This window comes from Psychrobacter sp. FDAARGOS_221, from assembly GCF_002313155.2.
Taxonomy (GTDB): Bacteria; Pseudomonadota; Gammaproteobacteria; order Pseudomonadales; family Moraxellaceae; genus Psychrobacter.
In genome coordinates this window covers 1,414,600-1,436,227 of the sequence record NZ_NWFK02000001.1, presented here as the reverse complement: position 1 = coordinate 1,436,227, position 21,628 = coordinate 1,414,600, and the positions used below count along the sequence as shown (strand labels likewise).

Below are 21,628 nucleotides of genomic sequence, written 5' to 3'. Positions count from 1 at the left end.
ATAAACATTATTATTTATTTAAAAAATAAGGAAATTTTATGGAAGCTGGAAAAAGAACTATTAGAGATATTTTTAATAGAGGTAGAAATTTAGAGATTCCATTTTTCCAAAGAGCGTATGTTTGGAGTGATGAACAATGGCAACGATTCTTAGAAGATATGCGTATGGTTTCACTGACTAAAAAGCCTTACTTTCTAGGTTCAGTCATTCTTAAACAACAAGAGACAACCTCTAATAAGGACTCAATATTAACAGTGATTGATGGGCAACAAAGACTGACAACATTAAATATTTTTTTGAAGGTTTTATGTTTAAAAGGTAATCACGACTCTGATTTTACTGAAACTTTTAAAAAACAACGCGATAAAAGTATTATCTTACTTCATAATCATAATGACGAAGCATCATTTAATAAGGTCGTTAACCTTGAAGAATTGCAGGATATTAATGACACTAAACAAAACGATAATATTATTGATGCTTATAACTTCTTTAAAGATAATATTACTGAAGAGGACTTGGCAGGAAACTTAGATTTTTTTGATATTTTAGATAATATTTTATTTGTTGGGATTGACCTTAGTTATAATGAAGATGAACAGCAAATTTTTGACACAATAAACTCACTAGGTGTGCGTTTAACTACAGCAGAACTACTAAAAAATTACTTTTTTAAACGTGATGAAATTCAAAAGTATAATGAGTATTGGAAAGATATATTCGAAAGTGATGATGAAACAAAATCTTATTGGGATAGAGAGGTGACAACCGGCCGACTAAAAAGAACTTTTATTGATATTTTCTTCTACTCATATCTTCAGATTAAAATTCAAGAATCAAAGCTTAAAGTAAAAGCAGAAGATAAAATTGATTTTTCTAAGGTTGATAATCTGTTTGAGTCTTATAAACGTTTTATTAGGGACTATGGGTTAAGTAGAGATGATATATTAGAAGAGATTAAAGTATATGCTCAGTTATTTAGACAGAATTTTAATTATGATATTGTAAATAATGAATTAACAAATGAGAGTGGTATTGAACGAATAAATGCCATTATTTTTGGTCTAGATACATCTACATTAATCCCTTATACGCTATATGTATTAAAAAATGTTGATAATGAGGTAAAGCGTAATGATTTATTTGCCTTTATAGAAAGTTATATCATGCGAAGAATGGTTATTAAAGCGACAACAAAAAACTATAATCAGCTTTTTACAGAAAGTCTCATATCAAACAATATATTATCAAAAGAACAGTTTATTCAGTATCTAGAGACTAAAATAAATAAAGTTAACTATTTGCCAAGCGATTTGGAGTTGAAGCAGGGCTTTCATAACTCTGTTTTAGTGAATAAACAAAGTAAAGGTATTATTTATCTTCTTGAATCTAAGATAAGAGATAAGTCTAAGCAAGCAACTCAGCTTTTAGGTATTAATAAGTATAGTCTTGAGCATTTGATGCCTAAAAAGTGGCAGAACAAATGGGGTGATTTGCCCACTAAAGAAGAACAGAATAAAAGAGATTTTAAGTTAAAAACCTTAGGTAACTTAGCGATTATTACGCAGTCATTAAACACTTCTATTCGTGATGCCGATTGGATAACAAAAAAAGAAGGAAGTAAAAACAAGGCAGGTTTGAAACATTATTCTGGTGGTATTGAAACATTGTCACCATATCTTCAGCTTGATATATGGGATGAAGTGGAGATTGAGAAAAGAGCAGAAGATATGCTGGATAAAGCTCTAGAAGTTTGGAGGGTTTGAGGGGTATATGACAAGCAAAAAATAATAAATATCTCAAACGCTTTTTTTATTTAAAAGGAGAAAGGTTGTTATACTCAGTCAAAACTTACTTTATAGTTTTTAAACTTTGCACCAGTTGTTGCTTTTAAGTAGAGTCGCATCTAAGTAGGGTAGTGTTTAAAAAGGATTGCGTTTAAATGATTCACTACATAACCGGCGGTGAGCGCTCAGGTAAAAGCAGTTATGCTGAGCGCTTAGCCGAAAATATGAGCGACACGCCTTATTATCTAGCGACTTCTCGGGTGCTTGATGATAATTTTGCTGAGCGTGTTCAGCGCCATGTTAAGGATAGGGCGGAGTCGAGCCGTCAGTGGACGACCATTGAAGCGGATTTGAATTTAGCAGAAGCGTTACAGCGCTATTTTAATCAGCACAAGTCTGATTTAAAGCAGTATAACCAACCGCTAATTATCGTTATCGACTGTGTCACTTTATGGTTGACCAATTACGTGATGGATTATGACTATGATGTTGACCAGTGCTTGATTTTAGCCAAACAAGACATTGATTCTCTAGTCACTTTTGCCAACCAGTACAACGCCACACTGTTTGTTGTTTCTAACGAAATTGGTATGAGCTTACACGCTAGTACCGCTGAGGGTCGACAGTTTGTGTCGTTACAAGGCTGGGTCAATCAATATCTGGCGCAAGTAGCGGATAAAGCGACTTTGGTGGTGTCAGGATTGCCGGTCACTCTAAAGTAAACTAAGCTCATAATAGAGAATAAATATAAGTAACAGATGAGCCAAATTGATACCCTACAAGCTCAGTCTTCAGCCAATTCAACTCATCTTTATCTCTTTATCTTTCTTAATCTTTTTCCGTAATAGTCAGTTTTTGTTGCTGTTTATCGTACTGATACCAAAGCAACTTAGAATTATCTGCAGTTGCTTCAGACTCATCTATCTCATTCGCTGATTCGTCAAGATGAATAAACTCTTCATCTATAAATAAAATCTCAAAACCCACTTCAGGCTCAAACAAAATCTTACCTTGCCAGTTTGCTATCCCAGTACGCCCATTATCTCGTTTAAAGGCCAATAAATCTTCAATAACGTTGGTAGCGATAGCATCAGGCGTTGGCTTGCTAAGAGTATCAACTTTTTGATGTTTTTTATTGATCACTAAAAAGTTTGGTTGGTCATAAGGCGTCGCTATTGCGACAGGCGATGGGTATCGGGAGAGCTGATCAAAGCCGGTTAAGTTCTTGTAAATAAAAGGTATGATTATATTATTTTGTTCATCAATCGCCCCATATTTGCCATTTAGCTTGGTCACACCTATACCATCATCAAAAAAAAACAGCTGTTGATAGATAAACGGTATGTCAACTTGCATGGTGTCGGTATTAACCATACCCCAGAGCTCATCGTTACTAACCGGTACTTTATCATTACCTAAGGTTAGAGGAAAAACATGGTCGTATATCACGCTTTGGTGGGTTTTTATATGAGTTAATTTGCTTCTGCCATCATCTGTTTTAGAAAGCATCAGTTGACCTAAAATGCTATTATCACTGGAATATTCAGGAATAATAACCTCACCCAAACCATTGATGACTCCAGCGACGCCATTACCTTTGTACTTAAATTCTATGGTTGATGGGTCGGCGTTATCTAACAGCTTCTCATAAGAATTGGGCTGAACGGAGTCGTAAATAACGGGCAATATAATCTCGCCTTTTGAGTTAATTGCCCCTGCCTTTTCATCTTTAATAGCAATCATAACGAAGTCGCTATCAACAGGGGTGTCTGGACAGCCCCAAAGCTCATCATACTCACTGGTGTCAAAGGATACGGTCTGACAGTCAGCGGCATCTAGAGATGCGCTGGCGGTGATTGGAATAAGTAATGAGCAGAAAGTTAGCGCAGTTAGTTGCTTAAATTTTTTCATATTTTTTCTCAAATATATCGGCTATAGTTGCTGTTAACCATCTAATATTTTAATCAGCTAATAGTTTAATTACCTAATAGATAGCATGCCTCACTTCTGCATCATAGCAGCCCACAGTTAGTAAAGGACGACAACATGAGTTTCACTTTAAAAAAAGCCACTCTCGCATTAATGTTGGCATCCGTTTTCTCTGTTTCAGCGCTTGCTGGTAACGACCCTGATTATGATGAGGACTTTGAAGTCGAGGAGGAATGTGAGAAGCCTGATTTTGATAGAACTAACACCAAGTACATTTTAGTGACTTGCCTGCATAATGGTGTTTCTGTTTTTGGCATAAAAGGTGAATTAAATAATAACCTTTTTGGTCTGATTAACGCCAAAGGTGAGGAAGTGGCTGCGCCAGAGTATAGAGCAATTCGGTATTTTTCAGATGGTTTGTTACGAATTTATAAAGGTAATTATAAAGGTAATAAAGAAGGTCTCATCACTACGACTGGCAAAATAGTTTTGCCGACCGTTTATGATGATATTGGCGTATTACATGATGGTTATGCAGAGATATCTATAGCAGACTCAGAGCGTAATAATGTTAAAAAAGGTTTAGTGAATCAAAAAGGTGAGGTTGTTGTTCAGCCTAAATATTATGAGATTTTTTCTAACATTGCTGATAGTGACGTACTAGTAGTTAGTGTTAAAAACAGCGAGGAGGATATTAAATATGGATTAATAAACCTCTCTGGTCAGATTATCGTCCCAATTATCTATGACGAGCCTTTGAATTCTGCAGATGGATGGGCGAGAGCTTGTAAAGACAAGCACTGTAATTTTATAAATAATAAAGGTGAGTTGTTATTGCCATATTGGGTAAATAATGTTGGTAGCTTCTCCGAGTCGATGGCTTGGGTCAAGCAAGAGGGTAGATATGGCTATATCGATGAGTCAGGGCAAATAGTTATTCCTTTTTTATACGATGATGCTGGTTTTTTTGAGAATGGACGTGCGGTTGTATCCTATAATCCTGCTAATTTGACACAAGAGCTTGATGAAGATGAATATATGCAGCGTGATACTTATGGTGTGATTGATATGGATAACAATATTATTGTGCCATTTGAGTATCAACGGATTAAAAGGGTTAATCCAAACTTACTTTATGTGCAGAAGGCAGATGACTTTTCTTTTCTAGATAATAATGGCAATTTAGCGACGAAAAAAAAGTTTGACAAGATTGTGTGGGGATCTGTTTTTGATGATTTATTTTCCGTAAAAAAAGACGACAAATGGGGCTATATCAATCATGACTTTGAAACGGTCATTCCTTTTGAATATGACAAAGCAGTTGAATTTGAACATGACTTAGCGGCGGTAAAGAAAAACAAAAAGTTTGGTTTTATTAATAGAGACGGTCAAACAGTTATCCCTTTTGATTATGACGATCCCAATATTGATATTAATGATTGGCGTACGTTGGCTGATAGCAAGTATCGGTTTGATTATAATGGGGTAGTAGCTGTGTATAAAAATGGTTATTGGGGCGTGATAGATAAAGATAATAATACCATTGTACCTTTTATATATGATGATGTGATTATTGAAAGCTACTCTCAAATTAAAGCAACCAAAAACGGTGTCTCTTATTTATTTGATATGGATGGTAATCCAGTTGAGGCGGACGATACTGAGTCTTTAGACTAGCGATATTATTTAGGCATCCACTATGAACACAATCCCATTCTCACTCGAACAAAAGATGCATCAAGTTATCATCGAAAAATTGAGCCTAAAAGACTTTGAAAACTGGCTATATCAAGAAGATGATTTGGAGTCTGTAAATCCTGATTTATACCTTGAGCTCATTTCTCTTGATTATAGCCATGAGTCTAGTCTTAAAGCATTCCAGCTTAGTTGCTGTTAACCACCCAATAGATAGCATGCCTTACTTTTGCATCATAGCAGACCATAATTTGTAAAGGACGACACCATGAGCTTCATCTTAAAAAAAGCCACTATTGCATTGATGTTAGCATCCGTATTTTCCGTTTCAGCGCATGCTGGTGATGACCCTTTTTATGATGAGTACTTTGATATCGGGAAGGACTGTGAACGCCCAGAATATTCAGGTATTGATTATTATCAAGTCGGTTGCCTGAAACAAGGCGTTGCTAAGGCATGGATAAAGAATGGAGTCGGTACGTTGGTTGGTGCAGTAGATGCTGAAGGCCGTGTGCTCATACCCACAAAATATGCTTATCTTAATAACTTTACAGAAGGTTTATTCGAAGCGTCGCTAATAGACGGTAAGGTGGGACTTATCAACAAGCAAGGTGAGACCGTACTGCCTTTTATTTTTGACATGATTGGTGATCCTAATAAAGACTATGGTTTTAATGGCCATCTGCCAGTTTTTATAGGAGAGCTGTACGCTAAAGGTTTTAAATCAGGACTCATCAATAAACAGGGAGAAATCGTTGTTGAGCCTAAGTATTTTCATATATTCGACGTTGATGATGGTGTGTTACAAGTGGGTGTAGAAGATGGTGAAGGTTTTAAATATGGCTTGATTAGCTATTCTGACGAGGTTATTGCTCCTTTAATATATGACGCACCTCTAAGTTTTAGAGAGGGCTTTTCTAGCGTTTATAGGGATGATCAAGAGCGTGGATATAATTATATTGATACAAAAGGTCAGCTGTTATTGCCCTACTGGGTTTATAGCGCAAGCGGCTTTTCAGAGTCTAGAGCCGCAGTTAAAAAAGATAATAACTATGGTTATATAGATACCTCTGGTCAAATGATAATACCTGATAGGTATCTTGATGCTGAAGACTTTATGTCTGGGCGTGCCATTGTGTCTGTATATCAATCAGAGAAGATTAAGCCTATACAGCAAGATCAAGCTGATGATAACGATTATGTGGTTTATGGCGTAATAGATGCAGATAACAATACGATTATACCTTTTGAATATCAGGATATTAAACGAGTCTCACCGACGCTATTTTATGTAGAAAAGGCGAAGGAAAGTCAAGGCAAACGATCATTTGATTTTATTGATAATGATGGCAATGTCGTGACAGAAGCGGATTTCGACGATATTATTTATGATTCACTTTCAGACGATTTATTCACTGTTAAAAAAGGTGATAAATGGGGCTTTGTAAATAATGAGCTTGAAACGGTCATTCCGTTTGAGTTTGATCAGGCACTAGCGTTTAATGATGACTTAGCAGCAGTAGTAAAGTCCGATAAATTTGGTTTTATTAATAATCAGGGAAAAATTGTTATTCCTTACATTTACGATATGGTTGATATAGATATCAGAGAAGATCAAACAATTTCTGACCCTTATCGGTTTTTACTAGGGCGTGCCATAGTGCGTAAAGATGGGTTATGGGGTGTGATTAACAAACAAAATGAGAGCGTTTTGCCCTTTGAGTATGATGAGATAACCATAACATCTGAACTAAATATTTCTGGATTACATATTAAAGCGCATAAAAATGATGTGGTTTATTTATTTGATATGGATGGTAATCCAGTTGAGGCGGACGATACTGAGTCTTTAGACTAGCGCTATTATTTAGGCCTCCACTATGAACACAATCCCATTTTCACTCGAACAAAAGATGCATCAAGTTATCACCGAAAAGTTGAGCCTAAAAGACTTTGAAAGCTGGCTATATCAAAATGACGAGTTGGAGTCTGTAAATCCAGATTTATACCTTGAGCTGATTTTTTTTGATTATAGCCATGATTATAGTCTTAAAGCATTTCAGCTTAGTTGCTGTTAATCATCTAATAGTTTAATCACCCAATAGATAGCATGCCTTACTTTTGCATCATAGCAGCCCACAGTTAGTAAAGGACGACACCATGAGTTTCACCTTAAAAAAAGCCACTCTCGCATTGATGCTGGCATCCGTTTTCTCTGTTTCAGCGCTTGCTGGTAACGACCCTGATTATGATGAGGATTTTGAGGTCGAGGAGGACTGTAATCTACCTGATTTTGATAGAACAAACACCAAGTACATTTTAGTGACCTGCTTGCATAACGGTGTTTCTGTTTTTGGCATAAAAGATGAATTAGATAATGACCTTTTTGGTCTGATTAACGCCAAAGGTGAGGAAGTAGCTGCGCCAGAATATAGAGCAATTCGGTATTTTTCAGATGGTTTGTTACGAATTGAGAAAGGTCATAAAGAAGGTCTCATCACTACGACTGGCAAAGTAGTTTTGCCGACCGTTTATGATGACATTGGCGTATTACATGATGGTTACGCAGAAATACTTATAGCAGACTCAGAGAGTAATAATGTTAAAAAAGGTTTAGTGAATCAAAAAGGTGAGGTTATTGCTTCGCCTAAATATGATGAGATTTTTTCTGCTGTTGGATCTGATAGTGACGTACTAGTAGTTAGTATTAAAAAAAGCGAGGATGATATTAAATATGGATTAATAAACCTCTCTGGTCAGATTATCGTCCCAATTATCTATGACAAGCCTTTCTATTTTACAGACGGATGGTCAAAAGCCTGTAAAGATAAGCACTGTAATTTTATAAATACCAAGGGTGAGTTATTATTACCTTATTGGGCAGATGATGTTGGTATATTTAACGAATCTAAAGCTTGGGTTAAGCAAAATGGTCGATATGGCTATATTGATGAATCAGGGCAAATAGTTATCCCTTTTTTATACGATGATACTGACTTCTTCGTCGAAAATGGACGTGCGATTGTTTCCTATAACCCTGAAAATCTGACACAAGGATATGGTGAAGAGATACAGCGTGATACTTACGGTGTGATTGATATGGATAACAATATTATTGTGCCATTTGAGTATCAACGGATTACAAGGGTTAATCCAAACTTACTTTATGTGCAGCAGGCAGATGACTTTTCTTTTCTAGATAATAATGGCAATTTAGCGACGACTAAAAAGTTTGACAAGATTGTATGGAGATCCCTTTTTGACGAGCTTTTTACAGTAAAAAAAGACGGTAAGTGGGGCTTTATTAATCGTGACTTTGAGACAGTTATTCCTTTTGAATATGACAAAGCAGTTGAATTTAAAAATGATTTAGCGGCGGTCAAGAAAAACAACAAGTTTGGTTTTATTAATAGAGACGGTCAAACAGTTATCCCTTTTGACTATGACGATGCCAATATTGATATTGATGATTGGCGTAGTAAGTATCGATTTGATTATGATGGGATAGTGGCGTTGAGGAAAAATGGATATTGGGGTGTGATAGATAAAGATAATACTATCATAGTACCTTTTATATATGATGATATTGATATCGGCTTTGATGATAAGAATACAAGTTTATCAAGTGTATATAGTATAAAGGTGAGTAAAAGTAGTCAAAAATTTTATTTCGATGTGCAGGGTAATCCGATTGAGGCAGATGATGCTGAGTTTTTAGAACCGATTCTTTAGACCAATGCTATTATTTAGGCTTCCACTATGAACACAATCCCATTCTCAATCGAACAAAAGATGCATCAAGTTATCACCGAAAAGTTGAGCCTAAAAGACTTTGAGCAATGGCTATATCAAGAAGACGATTTGGAGTCTGTAAATCCAGATTTATATTTTGAGCTGATTTCTTTTGATTATAGGCATGAGTCTAGTCTTAAAGCATTTCAGCTTAGTTGCTGTTAACCATCTAATATTTTAATCAGCTTATAGATAGCATGCCTCACTTTTGCATCATAGCAGACCATAATTTGTAAAGGACGACAATATGAGTTTCACCTTAAAAAAAGCCACTCTCGCATTGATGTTGGCATCCTTTTTTTCTGTTTCAGCGCTTGCTGGTAACGACCCTGATTATGATGAGGACTTTGAAGTCGAAGATGATTGCAAGAAGCCTGATATTATAGGAAAAAAATACACTGATGTAAGTTGTTTGTACGATGATATCGCTGTTGTTAGAGTGGGAGACAATACCGATAATACTCGCTTTGGTATGGTAAATGCCGATGGAGAAGAGGTTATTGCACCAGAGTATAGCCTCTTTAAGTTTTTTTCAGATGACATATTTATCGCTTTTGATAAGGATTTTAAAGCAGGTCTTATTAACCATAATGGTGAGATAGTACTGCCTGTCATCTATGATGTTGTAGATCCGCTTCGGAGTAGAGTGCAATATTTTGAAGAACATGCCATTATTCAGGTTGGTAAAAGTGTTGAGGATATGAAGACCGGACTGATTGATAGTCAAGGTCAAATTATCATTGAGCCCAAATATCGCTTTATTAACAGTGCTGGTGATAGTAATAATCAGCTTCTCGATGTAGGTATCAAAGTCGGCGATAGTACCAATGATATCAAATATGGATTGGTTACTTATTCTGACCAAATTGTCGTACCTCTGATTTATGATGCACCGATTAACTTTAACGGTAATAAATGGGCAAGACTGTGTAAAGATAACAAATGCAATTTTATAAATACCAAAGGTGAGTTGTTATTGCCGTATTGGGCAGATGATGTCGGTCGCTTTTCGGAGTCGATGGCTTGGATCAAGCAAGAGGGTCGATATGGCTATATCGATGAGTCAGGGCAGTTAGCGATTCCCTTTATTTATAGTGAAGCCGAGGACTTTGAGCAGGGGCGTGCGATTGTGGTTTATGATGATAACAATCTGAGCTTAGCGCCTGGCTGGGATGAGGCGGAACAATGGGATACTTATGGCATCATTGATCAAGATAACCATGCCATTGTGTCATTTGAGTATCAAGGGATTACAAGGATTAATCCTAACTTATTTTATATTCAGAAGTCTGATGGCTTTGATTTTGTCGACAGTAATGGCAATTTAGCGACGACAAAAAAGTTTGACAAGATTGTGTGGAGTTCCCTTTTTGATGAGTTTTTTGCAGTAAAAAAAGACGGTAAGTGGGGCTTTATTAATCGTGACTTTGAGACAGTTATCCCTTTTGAATATGACAAAGTAGTTGAATTTTACGATGATTTAGCGGCGGTAAAGAAAAACAATAAATTTGGCTTTATTGATAAAGACGGTCAAACAGTTATCCCTTTTGACTATGACGATGCCAATATTGATATCGACGATTGGCGTACGAGGGTTGATAGGAAGTATCGGTTCAGTGACAACATGACAGCCGTGCGCAAAGCAAGTCATTGGGGTGTGATAGATAGAGGTAATAATATAATAGTGCCTTTTGAGTATGATGATGTGATTATTGAAAGCTACTCTCAAATTAAAGCAACCAAAAACGGTGTCTCTTATTTATTTGATAGGGATGGTAATCCAGTTGAGGGGGGCGATACTGAGGCTTTAAACTAGGGCTATTATTTAGGCATCCACTATGAACACAATCCCATTCTCACTCGAACAAAAGATGCATCAAGTTATCATCGAAAAATTGAGCCTAAAAGACTTTGAGCAATGGCTATATCAAAATGACGAGTTGGAGTCTACAAATCCAGATTTATATTTTGAGCTGATTTCTTTTGATTATAGTCGTGAGTCTAGTCTTGATGCATTTCGGCTTAGCTTTGCAAAGTATGTTGGTTTTCATAAATTTGAAGCAGATTTAATAAAAGAATATTTATATTCAATTATTAATAGAGACGGTGATTATATTCACTCTATTCGAATGTTATATGAGTTTTATTTTATAGGATATGAGTTTTTACAAAAGCTAGGCTTGAGTTACGGGCTCTGGGTTATGCATGCCCAAACCTCGGATTCAAATGGTGATGTTAACGATATTGTTGAAAGTTATTATCCCGATATTGTTTACGATACTGAAAATGCATTGCATTGGTTAGAGTCTGGTAAAATTGTCTTTAAAGCAGAAAAATGTGATTTAGGTGGTTTTGAATATGATGATTTACGTAGTGAAGAAGAGAAGATAAAAGGATATGTTATAACGATGGAGATATAAATTAAATAGCACTGCACTCATCTATTCTATTTATTATCTATGCTCATATTTTCATCTAACGGTTTTCAAAGTTCACCCTAAGCGTATTACCCTTTATAATAGCGACCTTCATTATCAAGCTCACTACCAAATATAAAAACGTAACGCCAAATCAAACATATAAACACAACGAAGCCTCTATGATAAATAAAACCATTGAAACTGCCGAACGCGAGCTGTATCTGGCATTGATTCAGCGTGCTCAATATCGTCCCATTGCGACCCAGTGGCTAGCTAAATTGCCGCAGTGGTTAAGTGATATCAAAGACAAGCGTAAGTATGCGCATGCGCCGGCATTTTTGGCAGCGGTTGAAAAGTTGCCGCAACTGGATATCAACAATGTTGACTTAAACAGTGATGTCTTGACCATAGACGCCCAATTAACCGAAGCACAAAATAAGCAAATCACCGCTTTAATGAAGCAGCTGATGCCGTGGCGTAAGGGCCCGTTTCAGATTGGTACCGGCGATAATAAGGTATTTATTGACACCGAATGGCACAGTGATTGGAAATGGAATCGAGTAGCCCCGCATTTGGGCACCCTTGAGGGGCGTTATGTGCTCGATGTGGGCGGCGGCTCTGGTTATCATGGCTGGCGTATGGCAGGAGCGGGCGCAAAACAAGTGGTTATTATTGACCCGTCGTGTTTGTTTTATCATCAGTTTATGGCGATTCGTCACTTTGTCGGTGGTTTTGATGCCGATACTGATGATGATAAGACTGGCGTTGGCTACCGTACGCATTATATTCCCGTGGGTTTGGAAGAGTTACCGGCAAGCTCAGATCAGGGCAATCAGTTGTTTGATACCGTATTTTGTATGGGGGTGCTATATCACCGCCAGTCACCGTTTGAGCATCTCAATCAGCTTAAAAATCAGCTAATAAAAGGCGGGCAATTGGTATTAGAAACCTTGGTTATCGAAGGTGATAAGAATACAGTGCTGGTGCCGCATGACAGATACGCTAAGATGAATAACGTGTATTTTATTCCGTCTGTTGCGGCGCTAACCGGCTGGCTAGAGAAGGTTGGCTTTAGTGAGGTGAGATGTGTCGATATCGATATCACTTCGACTGAGGAGCAACGTGCCACCGATTGGATGACCTATCAATCGTTGAAAGACTTCTTGGACCCAAATGATCCGAGTAAGACCATCGAAGGTTATCCAGCGCCGATGCGAGCGACGCTGATAGCGACCAAATAGTATTAGTAGAAATAGTACTAGTGGAAATAGACCAGTAAAAATAGATCATTACGAACAGAATAGAGAGAGTGGGGTTGGCTATCTACGGATGGCCTGCTAGATTTGCTATAATACCCACTTCTCGAAGATAACTTCTAATACCAGTTTTAATAAAAAGCCGACAAAGCCTGCGCCCAGTGCCACAAAGATCCAAAATGTACCAGCACGTCCTGCATCTGATTTCTTTGAAATATCCCACATAATGAAGAATAAAAACGCGATAAAAATAGGCAATAAGATGTATAAGCCCCAATTTGTCACGGTTTCGGCAGAAATGGCAAAGATGGTCGCTATCATGACTTAAACCCCAATTATTGTAGTTATCTATAGACAATATGATTCGCTGCTATTGCAGCAGTTGTCGCTATTGTATTGATTTTAGACAGATAGGATAACAAATATTAGGGTGATGATATATAGTCGCTGTATTTTTTAAAGTTATCATAATGTGAACAGCGATGAGTATCAGCGAGCATCGCAGCGCACCAGTCACACGCCGGCTTAATCGTAAAATACACATTTAATCCTTAAAGCTAACGTCTAAATTCACGCTATAATGTTTATGGAAAAAAAGCGCTAACCTTGATATATTAAAGGGTTGGTTAAAAAACCCCTCACACGTTTAATATAAGAGTTTAATAAATTATGTCGCAAGCTCAAATTGATGAAATCCAAGCTTTATTAGACAGCGCTGCTGCCGCCTTAATTCAGCAAAATGTACTGCCGTCTGATTGGCAAAATAACAGCCAGATTACTCGCAGTAAAAGCCCTGAGCATGGGGATTATGCCAGTAATATTGCCCTGACTGCTGCCAAAGCGGCCAAAACCAATCCACATGCGCTGGCCGAACAGCTGATTGCTGCCATGCCTGACAATGACAGCATTGCTAAGCTTGAGGTGGCAGGGCCTGGATTTATCAATATCTTTTTGAACAATGACGCGAAGTTTGCAGTATTAGACGCCATCTTTACCAACAATGCGCGCTTTGGATTAAGCGATGAGTTTGAAGGTAAAAAGGTTCAGGTTGAGTTTGTATCTGCTAACCCAACGTCTAGCTTGCATGTGGGACATGGCCGTGGCGCTGCTTTTGGTATGAGCGTTGCCAACTTGCTTGAAGCCGTCGGTTACGATGTAACCCGTGAATATTACGTTAATGATGCCGGTCGTCAGATGGACATCTTGGCGGTCAGTACTTACTTGCGCTACTTGCAAGTGAACGGCGAGCAGGTTCATTTCCCAGTTGGCGGTTATCAAGGCGACTATGTGACTCAAATCGCAGAAGGCGTACAAGCTGAGCATGGCAGTGTGTATGTGCACCCGTATAGCGAGTTGAGCGCTGATGTGGCACAAGATGCCGAAATCACCGTGACTGCTGACGGTGAAGAAGATGTTGTCTCTGGTGATAAAAATGCTCACGTTGATGGCATCATTGCCAATGCCAAGCGCTTATTGGGTGACGGCTATGACATCTTCGCCAATGCCGCTTTAGACAGTATCTTAGGTGATATCAAGCAAGACTTGGGCGAGTTTGGGGTTCATTTTGAACAGTGGTTCAGTGAAAAATCGTTATCAGATCAGATTGAGCCAGTATTAGCAGAGCTAGACAGCAAAGGCTATCTGTACGAAAAAGATGGTAATGTTTGGTTTAAATCAACCGAGTTTGGTGATGAAAAAGACCGTGTGGTACGCCGTGCCAATGGTTTGACCACCTATTTTGCTTCTGACATTGCCTATCATAAGAACAAGTTTGACCGTGGCTTTGATATGGTAATCAACGTTTGGGGCGCTGACCATCATGGTTATATTGCCCGTGTACGTGCGGCATTGAGCGCATTAGGTATTGATGAAAAGCGCCTAGAAGTGATTTTGGTACAGTTCGTAGCGTTATGGCGTGGCGAAGAAAAAATTCAAATGTCGTCGCGCTCTGGTAAGTTTGTTACCTTGCGTGAGCTGCGTGAAGAAGTGGGCAATGATGCGGCACGTTTTTACTATGTGGCACGTAAGCCAGAAGTGCATATTGACTTCGACCTTGAGCTGGCTAAATCACAAAGCAAAGACAATGCGGTGTACTATATCCAATATGCGCATGCGCGTGTGTGCAGTGTACTTGAGAAGCTGGTTGCTAAAGGCTTCGATGTCGATGATGCACAAGGTAAAGAAAAACAAACCTTATTGACCGCTGAAGTTGAAAGTGAGCTGATTAAGCTACTTGCTGCTTATCCGGCAACCTTGAAGCGTGCAGCGACCGGTCATGATCCACACGTATTGACTAACTATCTAAAAGACTTGGCGTCATTGTTCCATGCGTGGTACAACGACAACCGTATCTTGCCAGTAAGCATTATTGCTGATGAGACGCCGAGCGAAGAAGAATTGGCATTAATGCAAGCCCGTCTGCGCTTATCAAAAGCGGTGCGTCAGGTATTGGCCAATGGATTAAGCTTGCTTGGACTGTCGGCACCAACCAGTATGTAATCTGATTGATCAAGACAGTATTTGGCTTAATTGAGTCATAAATGGAGAAATTATGTTAGCAAAAAAACCTAAAGGTGGCGTACAGAAGCGACAAAGTAGCAGTGCTTCAAGCTTACTGTGGATCTTTGTTGGTGCAGTATTGACCATTATGCTTGGCTTGGGTTTATTTTTATTAAATCCATTTGAAATTGGCTCAGAAGAAAAAGTAGAAGAGCGGACGGTAGAGCCTATCAATCAGCAGCCAGTGACTCAGACTGAGAACTATGAGTTTTACGATCTGTTGCCAGATCAAGAGATGATTAGCTTGCCTGACGAAGCGGTATTCGGTGATACCGAGCTGCCAGACGAGAATGTGCGACTGCAGCCAGATGTGGTGCTCACCCGTCCAGAAACAGAAGCAACAGACTCTCAAAGACGATCGCAGCAGCCACGTGATAACCAGCAGGGTTCAGAAGGGTATGGGGTCGCTGGAGATGAAGTCGCTTCTAATAGAGATAGCGATGAGCAGGGCAGACAGTCGCAAGCTTCCTCTGAGCCAGATATTGTTATTGTTGAAGAATCAGGCAGTTACGAGCAGCCAAATGCCGCTCAAGGTTCAAACCAAACCGCCAGCGCTGAGGCTAAGCCAAGCTACATTCTGCAGATTAACAGCTACAGCAATGCAGAAGAGGCTGATAAACGCCGTGCACAAGTACTGTTGGCAGGCGTTGATGCTAAAGTGATTAAAAACTCAAGAGACAACGGCCAAACCGTCTATCAAGTGGTGTCATCTAGCATGACCAGTAAGCAAGCGGTGGCCGCTGCCTTACAAAAATTGCAAAACAATGGTATTGATGCGTTGGTCGTAGAACAGCGCCGTTAAGCCAGACTTTTGAACATTCAAGCCTGCATTTAAGGTGTGACAACTATCAAGGTGTACCAACTATGCCCAAAGTATCATCCATTACTCGAGTACTGCATATCATAGAGGCAGTCTCCTATGCGGCAAAGCCGATGACACCTTTGGAGTTATCACAAGAGCTAGATATCCCTAAGCCCACTGTACATCGACTGTTAAAACAGCTGGTGGAAGAGGGCTTTGTGATGGTCGATATCACTGGCGGTATTATTGCCGGCAAGCGTGTCCGTAACCTAAGCGTTGAGCTGTGGCAGCAGCGTCAGTTCTATAGCGAGCGCCATATTATCCTGCAGCGCTTGGTACGTGATGTAAAAGAAACTTGCGGCATTAGCGTGTCGCATAATATGCATATGGTCTACACCAATCGGGCTAAAACAGAGCTGCCACTGCAAATTTACCTGCCGGTGGGATCTAAGTCGCCGATGTGGTGTACCGCAACCGGTAAGCTGTATTTAAGTCAGCTGTCGGTCAATCGTCGTAACCGCGTGCTACAAAACCTAAGCCTAGATAAATTCACCAAAAATACCATCACTGATATTGATAAGCTCAATGCGGAGCTTGATAGCATTGCTGAGACCGGGATTGGCGTTGATAATGAAGAGTTTATCTCAGAGATGGTGGCCATCTCGGTGCCTATTTTGGATAAGCAGGAACGTTATTTAGCGTCACTTTATCTGCATGCGCCAACGGTGCGGGTATCGTTGCCTGAGCTGATGGACTTTGTGCCACGCATGCGTGAAGCAGCAGATGACATTCAAAGTCTGGTCTATGAGCTACAAAGTTAGACTTTGCATAAAAGAAAAGCACTAATCACATACTGATTTAAAAGACAAAAAAACACCGCAAGTGATGCTTGCGGTATTTTTTTATTAGCATATTATTGACGTAGCTTTTAGTTTTAAACCGCCAAGAAACTGTCTTTTAAGGCTATACGTCTTTTAACACGCTGTCGTCAAAGTAGCCCATGATGCTTGAGAAGTCTTTGTCATTATACTGCTCATTGTGACCATCATATAGGTTAGTCGCTTGTGTACCCATCGGTACTTTGGCGCCAGAATCTTCAGCGGTTTGTAGTGCCAAATGCAGATCTTTATGCATGTGCTGAGTCATAAAGCCGCCAGTATAGCCGCGACTGGCAGGCACTTTTTCTTGAATGCCTGGGTATGGGTTATACACTTCAAGGGTCCAGTTACAGCCTGAGCTTTGGAGCATAATTTCTGACAAGACACCGGCGTCTAAGCCATTTTTGACGCCTAGGTTAATGGCTTCAGCAGTGCCTGTCATTAAGATGCCTAGCAGCATGTTGTTACAAATCTTAGCAACCTGACCGGCACCATTATCGCCAGCGTGGAAGATGTTTTTGCCCATCACTTGCAGCATTGGTTTGGCACGGTTATAAGCTGAAGCATTGCCGCCAACAATGAAGGTTAGTGTCCCAGCTTCAGCGCCGGCTGTACCACCGGAAACTGGTGCATCAATAATCTCAAGGCCTTTGTCTTGTGCGGCAGCAGCGACCAATCGGGCATCGGCGGCGGCAATGGTACTGCTGTCAATAATTAAGGTGCCGCTTGGTAAGTGCGATAACAAGCCATCAGCCGTCAATTCAGTGGCATCGGCATCACCTAAATACACACTTTTTACGTGCTTGCCTGCCGGTAACATGGTGATTACCACATCCGCATTTTCTACCGCTTCTTTAGGCGAGGTAGAGGTCTTAGCGCCGGTTTGTGCCAGCTGTTGTTGCGCCGCATCGGATAGGTCAAATACGGTGACATTATAGCCGCCTTCGACTAGGTTTTTGGCCATTGGGCCGCCCATGTTACCCAGTCCAATAAAGGCAATATTTCTGTCGTTTGTGTTGCTGCTCATATCATCACTCCTTGATGTATTTTTTTGATGTATTCAAATATTTAAGTTGCTCAATTAATAGGATGCTTTTGCTAAAGCAATCAAATCTATCTATTAATTGCTTATGTTTTATCTGACCGCTTGTGCGCCCAGTGCTTGTTCACCAAGCCAGTCAGCGAATATGTGTTCGCCGTCTGGGTAAGGGTTATTAAAGTGGTTGGCAATATAGGCGCGACCCTCATCACTCAAGCAGTCTTGTAAGCTGCGTGACCAGCTTGGGTTTTTATCTTTATCAATGAGTAGTGCGCGAACGCCTTCTCTAAAGTCTGGATTGTCCGCACAGTGTACGGCCACATTGGCTTCAAGATATAAGATTTGTTCTAATGATAAGTCTTTGACTTTATGGTACAGCTCGTAGGTCAATGCAGCAGTTACTGGGCAGCCGGCACGATAGGTTGCCAAAGCACGCTGCGTCCATTTGTCTTCTGCAAACTGGGAGTCAAGCTTGGCGATGGCGTCATCGTCGTGTAGTAGCGCATCAATGTGTTGCAACCCGCCACTGACCATTAATGCTTTGATGGTTTGCCAGTGCTGCGCAAGTTTGCTTGGCTTTAATTCAACTGCTGTATTTTGTGACAGGGTCGCTAAGCATTGACTGGTGATATGACGGGCGTCACTGGTTAAACCGTCAGCGTCTTTGCTAGAGCTGTTTTGCCAATCAGCCTGAGCCAAGGCATCGATGAGATTTTGATAACCATCACTAGGCAGGGCGTATTCAGCAAGACTTGCAAATTGAGCATCACTGGCATTACACAGCGCACCAGTTAGACCTAAGAATAAGCCGGTGTGTGCTGGCATGCGCTGCAAAAACCAACTGCCAGAGGCATCAGGGAAGAGGCCAATGCTAATCTCAGGCATGGCAAACTTAGTGGTTTCAGTCACGACGCGATGGCTACAAGCGGCCATCAGTCCCATGCCGCCGCCCATGATGATACCGTTGCCCCATAAGATGATTGGCTTGTTATAAAAATGCATTTGTCGATATAGCGCATATTCGCTACCGAAAAAATCAGTCGCATAAGGATTAGGCAGCGGCGGATTATCGAGCATACTGTCATACAGCTTACGAATATCACCACCGGCACAGAATGCTTTATCACCTGAGCCACGTAGCAAGACAGCCATGACTTTGTCGTCATTTTGCCACTGTGTCAGCTGCTCACTCATAAGCTGACACATATCAACGCTTAAAGCGTTGAGTGACTTTGGTGCATTTAGCGTCATCTCACCAATCACATGCCCTGAGTTGGTGCTATGGGTGGCAAATAATACCGGCGCATTGTCTGAATGTTGCATTTGAAAATCCCTTTTCCCTGATAGTTATGCTGCTTATTACACTGTCTTTACTGAGACGTTTTTATTGGCTTATCTTTTTGTAGAATGATTAGGCTTATTTGTTGGTCCAAGTTGGTTTACGCTTTTCTAAGAATGCATTAACCCCTTCGGTTTGATCGGCAGTGTCAAACAGCTTCACAAAGGCTTCACGCTCATTGATTAGATTATAAGCAGGCGCTTGCTGTCTGGCAGCTTGAATCAATTGTTTTGAAGAAGTGACGGCAACTGGTGATTGTCTTGCGACTTTTTTAGCAAGCTCAACCGCCGTGTTTAAGCCCTCACCTTTGGCAACCACTTCTTCAACTAGGCCAATGCGTAGCGCAGTTTCGGCATCAACACGTTCACCGCACAGTACCATACGCTTCGCCCAGCCTTCACCGACTAGCCAAGGTAGGTTTTGGGTACCGCCAGCACACGGTAGCAGACCGACACTGGCTTCTGGTAGCGCCATTATTGCATGCTCTTCAGCAATGCGAATGTCACAGGCTAGGGCCGTTTCTAAGCCGCCGCCCATGGCATAGCCGTTAATGGCTGCGATACTAACGCCGCGGTAATTGGATAGGGCTTCAAAGGCTTCACCAAACGCAACGGCCATCGAAATAGCATTGCCTTTATCACCATCAGCAAAGGTATTGAGATCAGCACCGGCTGAGAAGAATTTTTCACCGTCGCCATGAATGACAAGTGCATATACTGAGTCATTGTCATTTAAATCGGCGACCAATTGTTTTAGAGCGTTTAGACTCTCTAAGGTCCAGGTATGTGCTGGAGGATTGTTAAGCGTTAAGGTTGCGACGTGTCCATCAATATTAAGATCTAGGTTGGTGTAGTTGCTCATAATGTCCCTATTTATTTTTTATGCTAATGGGTTGTTAACTATTATCTAGTACGGTTATAAATTGCTGACGACTATTAACGTAAGCAGTTTAACGTAAGCTATCTAGTGCGTGGTCACTCATCATCTTACGTGACACAATGACGCGCATAATCTCGTTGGTGCCTTCCAAAATCTGATGCACTCGCAAGTCACGCACATGGCGCTCAAGCGGATATTCATTGAGATAGCCATAGCCCCCATGCAGTTGTAATGCTTGGTTGGCGACATCAAAACTTAAATCGGTTGATAAGCGCTTGGCCATCGCGCAGTAGGTAGTGGCATTGGGATCGTTGGCATCCACTTTGCTGGCAGCAAGGTATAACATTTGGCGGGCAGCAACGGTTTGGGTCAGCATATCAGCCAGCTTAAACTGTACTGACTGTAGCTCAGCGATGGCGCTACCAAACTGCTTACGCTCTTGGACATACGCCAGTGCAGTTTCTAACGCAGCTTGAGCGGTACCAACGGCACAGACACCGATATTGATACGGCCGCCATCAAGGCCTTTCATGGCAAACTTAAAGCCTTCGCCCTCATTGCCAAGCAAGTTTTTGGCAGGCACTTTGACGTCTTTGAAATGAATGGTGCGGGTTGGCTGTGCTTTCCAGCCCATTTTGTGCTCATTTTTACCGTAGCTGATGCCGTCGCTGTGCGCATCGACAACCAGTGCAGAGACACCTTTAGGGCCTGCGCCACCAGTGCGTGCCATAACCACTAGAATATCGGTCGAGCCGGCGCCTGAGATAAAGGTTTTTTCGCCATTAAGCAGATAATAATCTTCGCCGTCTTGTTTGATGGCTTTGGTGGTCAAAGAGCCTGCGTCAGAGCCGGCATTGGGTTCAGTTAAGCAGTAGCTGCCTAAATACTCACCACTGACCAGTTTTGGTACGATATCGCTACGCACCTCATCGGTGGCAAATTCGCCGATCATCCAAGCGACCATATTGTGAATACTGATATAGGCGGCAACGGCGGTGTCACCCCAAGCCAATTCTTCAAACACAATGGCTGAATCAAGACGGGGTAAACCAAGACCGTCATAGTCTGGATTGGTGTATAGGCCTAAAAAGCCCAACTCACCTGTTTTTTTGATGACATCGATTGGAAAGTGGCTGTTTCTATCCCACTCAGCGGCGTTGGGTTTCAATTCCTTTTGTGCAAATTGGCGTGCCATTTTTTGGTAAGCCAACTGATCATCGGTTAATGCAAAATCCATAGTATGTTATTCCTTT

20 protein-coding genes are annotated in these 21,628 nt (G+C 40.6%); 14 read left to right on the top strand and 6 right to left on the bottom strand.

Annotated features, from left to right (window positions below; translation table 11 throughout):
- The first annotated feature begins 38 nt into the window (after positions 1 to 38).
- Both A6J60_RS05985 and A6J60_RS05980 read left to right on the top strand, forming a co-directional pair.
- Complete coding sequence (locus tag A6J60_RS05985) at positions 39 to 1,766, top strand: DUF262 domain-containing protein (RefSeq protein ID WP_102993958.1); 1,728 nt, start codon at positions 39 to 41, stop codon at positions 1,764 to 1,766.
- Between the two features lie 176 nt (positions 1,767 to 1,942).
- Positions 1,943 to 2,509 (top strand): bifunctional adenosylcobinamide kinase/adenosylcobinamide-phosphate guanylyltransferase, encoded by a 567-nt coding sequence (locus A6J60_RS05980; RefSeq protein WP_096065167.1) that lies wholly within the window; start codon positions 1,943 to 1,945, stop codon positions 2,507 to 2,509.
- 106 nt (positions 2,510 to 2,615) lie between these two features.
- On the opposite strand, the gene A6J60_RS05975 is transcribed toward A6J60_RS05980, so the two are convergent.
- Positions 2,616 to 3,698 carry a WG repeat-containing protein gene (locus tag A6J60_RS05975; RefSeq protein WP_096065166.1) on the bottom strand — a complete coding sequence of 361 codons (1,083 nt, stop codon included), beginning with the start codon at positions 3,696 to 3,698 and terminating at the stop codon, positions 2,616 to 2,618.
- A 135-nt stretch (positions 3,699 to 3,833) separates the two neighbouring features.
- Between A6J60_RS05975 and A6J60_RS05970 the strand changes: the two genes are divergently transcribed.
- The 9 genes from A6J60_RS05970 to cmoB all read left to right on the top strand — a co-directional run bounded on the left by A6J60_RS05970 (position 3,834) and on the right by cmoB (position 12,864).
- Positions 3,834 to 5,393, top strand: a complete 1,560-nt coding sequence (locus A6J60_RS05970; RefSeq protein ID WP_096065165.1) for a WG repeat-containing protein — start codon at positions 3,834 to 3,836, stop codon at positions 5,391 to 5,393.
- A gap of 22 nt (positions 5,394 to 5,415) precedes the next feature.
- Positions 5,416 to 5,613, top strand: a complete 198-nt coding sequence (locus A6J60_RS05965) for a hypothetical protein (protein WP_096065164.1) — start codon at positions 5,416 to 5,418, stop codon at positions 5,611 to 5,613.
- 66 nt (positions 5,614 to 5,679) lie between these two features.
- Entirely contained in the window at positions 5,680 to 7,269 is a 1,590-nt protein-coding gene (locus A6J60_RS05960; protein WP_102993957.1) for a WG repeat-containing protein, read from the top strand.
- 22 nt (positions 7,270 to 7,291) lie between these two features.
- Positions 7,292 to 7,489 carry a hypothetical protein gene (locus A6J60_RS05955; RefSeq protein WP_096065162.1) on the top strand — a complete coding sequence of 66 codons (198 nt, stop codon included), beginning with the start codon at positions 7,292 to 7,294 and terminating at the stop codon, positions 7,487 to 7,489.
- 82 nt (positions 7,490 to 7,571) lie between these two features.
- The gene (locus A6J60_RS05950) at positions 7,572 to 9,143 is read left to right on the top strand and encodes a WG repeat-containing protein (RefSeq protein WP_102993956.1); all 1,572 of its coding nucleotides are present in this window, start codon (positions 7,572 to 7,574) and stop codon (positions 9,141 to 9,143) included.
- A gap of 27 nt (positions 9,144 to 9,170) precedes the next feature.
- The gene (locus A6J60_RS05945; RefSeq protein ID WP_096065159.1) at positions 9,171 to 9,368 is read left to right on the top strand and encodes a hypothetical protein; all 198 of its coding nucleotides are present in this window, start codon (positions 9,171 to 9,173) and stop codon (positions 9,366 to 9,368) included.
- An 82-nt stretch (positions 9,369 to 9,450) separates the two neighbouring features.
- A complete protein-coding gene (locus A6J60_RS05940; protein WP_102993955.1) occupies positions 9,451 to 11,019 on the top strand; it encodes a WG repeat-containing protein in 1,569 nt (522 codons plus the stop codon).
- A gap of 22 nt (positions 11,020 to 11,041) precedes the next feature.
- Positions 11,042 to 11,623, top strand: coding sequence for a hypothetical protein (locus A6J60_RS05935; protein WP_096065156.1), 582 nt, complete (start codon positions 11,042 to 11,044; stop codon positions 11,621 to 11,623).
- Between the two features lie 179 nt (positions 11,624 to 11,802).
- A complete protein-coding gene (cmoB, locus tag A6J60_RS05930; RefSeq protein ID WP_096065155.1) occupies positions 11,803 to 12,864 on the top strand; it encodes a tRNA 5-methoxyuridine(34)/uridine 5-oxyacetic acid(34) synthase CmoB in 1,062 nt (353 codons plus the stop codon).
- Between the two features lie 105 nt (positions 12,865 to 12,969).
- On the opposite strand, the gene A6J60_RS05925 is transcribed toward cmoB, so the two are convergent.
- A complete protein-coding gene (locus tag A6J60_RS05925; protein WP_096065154.1) occupies positions 12,970 to 13,200 on the bottom strand; it encodes a DUF2788 domain-containing protein in 231 nt (76 codons plus the stop codon).
- A 348-nt stretch (positions 13,201 to 13,548) separates the two neighbouring features.
- Between A6J60_RS05925 and argS the strand changes: the two genes are divergently transcribed.
- The 3 genes from argS (at position 13,549) to A6J60_RS05910 (ending at position 17,061) form a co-directional block, all read left to right on the top strand.
- On the top strand, positions 13,549 to 15,378 hold the full coding sequence (gene argS / locus A6J60_RS05920) for an arginine--tRNA ligase (RefSeq protein WP_096065153.1): 1,830 nt from the start codon (positions 13,549 to 13,551) through the stop codon (positions 15,376 to 15,378).
- A gap of 52 nt (positions 15,379 to 15,430) precedes the next feature.
- Positions 15,431 to 16,240 (top strand): SPOR domain-containing protein, encoded by an 810-nt coding sequence (locus tag A6J60_RS05915; protein WP_096065152.1) that lies wholly within the window; start codon positions 15,431 to 15,433, stop codon positions 16,238 to 16,240.
- Positions 16,241 to 16,302: 62 nt separating this feature from the next.
- On the top strand, positions 16,303 to 17,061 hold the full coding sequence (locus A6J60_RS05910) for an IclR family transcriptional regulator (protein WP_096065151.1): 759 nt from the start codon (positions 16,303 to 16,305) through the stop codon (positions 17,059 to 17,061).
- A 142-nt stretch (positions 17,062 to 17,203) separates the two neighbouring features.
- On the opposite strand, the gene mmsB is transcribed toward A6J60_RS05910, so the two are convergent.
- The 4 genes from mmsB to A6J60_RS05890 all read right to left on the bottom strand — a co-directional run bounded on the left by mmsB (position 17,204) and on the right by A6J60_RS05890 (position 21,612).
- A complete protein-coding gene (gene mmsB / locus A6J60_RS05905; RefSeq protein WP_264755593.1) occupies positions 17,204 to 18,178 on the bottom strand; it encodes a 3-hydroxyisobutyrate dehydrogenase in 975 nt (324 codons plus the stop codon).
- 75 nt (positions 18,179 to 18,253) lie between these two features.
- On the bottom strand, positions 18,254 to 19,480 hold the full coding sequence (locus tag A6J60_RS05900; protein ID WP_096065149.1) for an enoyl-CoA hydratase/isomerase family protein: 1,227 nt from the start codon (positions 19,478 to 19,480) through the stop codon (positions 18,254 to 18,256).
- Positions 19,481 to 19,574: 94 nt separating this feature from the next.
- Positions 19,575 to 20,357: an enoyl-CoA hydratase gene (locus A6J60_RS05895; RefSeq protein ID WP_096065148.1), complete on the bottom strand. Its 783-nt coding sequence runs from the start codon at positions 20,355 to 20,357 to the stop codon at positions 19,575 to 19,577.
- A gap of 88 nt (positions 20,358 to 20,445) precedes the next feature.
- Positions 20,446 to 21,612 (bottom strand): acyl-CoA dehydrogenase family protein, encoded by a 1,167-nt coding sequence (locus A6J60_RS05890; RefSeq protein ID WP_096065147.1) that lies wholly within the window; start codon positions 21,610 to 21,612, stop codon positions 20,446 to 20,448.
- Positions 21,613 to 21,628 lie beyond the last annotated feature (16 nt).